This is a genomic window from Stenotrophomonas sp. NPDC077659, from assembly GCF_050268705.1.
GTDB lineage: Bacteria > Pseudomonadota > Gammaproteobacteria > Xanthomonadales > Xanthomonadaceae > Stenotrophomonas.
Genome location: NZ_JBNNHG010000308.1, coordinates 1 through 1,049, shown reverse-complemented (window position 1 = coordinate 1,049; position 1,049 = coordinate 1). Strand labels below are relative to the sequence as shown.

The 1,049-nt window shown below is 69.0% G+C and carries 2 protein-coding genes; both read right to left on the bottom strand.

The window, feature by feature from the left end; all coding sequences use genetic code 11:
- On the bottom strand, nt 1-340 hold a 340-nt coding region (locus tag ACQKDV_RS19705), incomplete at its 3' end, for a hypothetical protein (RefSeq protein WP_427785901.1).
- A gap of 93 nt (nt 341-433) precedes the next feature.
- Nucleotides 434-1,049, bottom strand: a 616-nt coding sequence (locus ACQKDV_RS19700; RefSeq protein WP_427785900.1) for an MFS transporter, incomplete at its 5' end; no start/stop codon positions are given.

The window sequence follows — 1,049 nt, the reverse complement described above, 5'->3', positions numbered from 1 at the left end:
CGAAGGTCTGGCCCTTCTCCCTGGCCTCAGCCTGCGCGGCATCGCGCAGCGCGTCGGAATACATCAGGCGCACCGGCGTGCCCTTGCGCTCGTGCAGTTCACCGGCCTGCATGATCAGCGCCAGCACCTGCGCGGCACTCTCGCTGTGGCCGGCGATGCGGCCATCCATGCCCAGCACCCATTCGCCATCACGGCGCACCACGCCCGCCAGCAGCGTGCGCTGCGCATCGCGCAGTTCGGCATGCGGTTCGACCGGCGATGCCTGGGCGGCGGCCTTGTTGGCGGCCTTCTCTTCCTGGCGGCGACGCTGGTCGCGACGGGTCTTGGAGGTGGTGGACATGGGGAGGTGATACCGCTACGAGGGGGCGCAAGGATAGCGCACCCCGGCAACGGCGCCGTTTCACTGACCGGCCGCCACCGCCGCAGCGGCCGGTCAGTGGCCGGTGGCCACTGCCTGCACTGCGCGTTCGCGGCGGTGTTCCCAGTACCAGAACACGAAGCCGCCGACGAAGAAGGCGGCCTGGCCCAGCGCCAGGTGCAGCGGGCTGCCACTGAGCAGCGGCGACACCACGCCGGCCACCACGGTGCTGATCATGAGCTGGATGAACGCCTGCAACGAGGACGCCAGGCCGCGCTGATGCGGGTACATGTCCAGCACCGCCAGCGCCAGGATCGGGAAGATCAGCGACATGCCCATGCCGCCCAGGAAGATCGGCAGCACCGCCCACGGCAGGGCGAACTGCGGCGCCAGGCTCACGTAGCCCACGTTGAGCAGCACTGACACCGCGCACAGGGTGAAACCGATGCCGATCTGACGGGTGGGCGTGGTGCGCCCGGCCATGCGCCCGGACAGGAACGAACCGGTGGTCATGCCGCCGATGGTGGGAATGAACAACCAGGCGAAGCCACCTTCGCCCAGGTGCAGGTGCTGCATCACGAACACCGGCGCCGAGGCGATGTACAGGAAGATGCCGCCGAAATTGACGCTGCCGGCCAGGGCCAGGCGCAGGAAGCGCGGGTTGAAGCCGATGCGCAGGTAGTCACGCAGC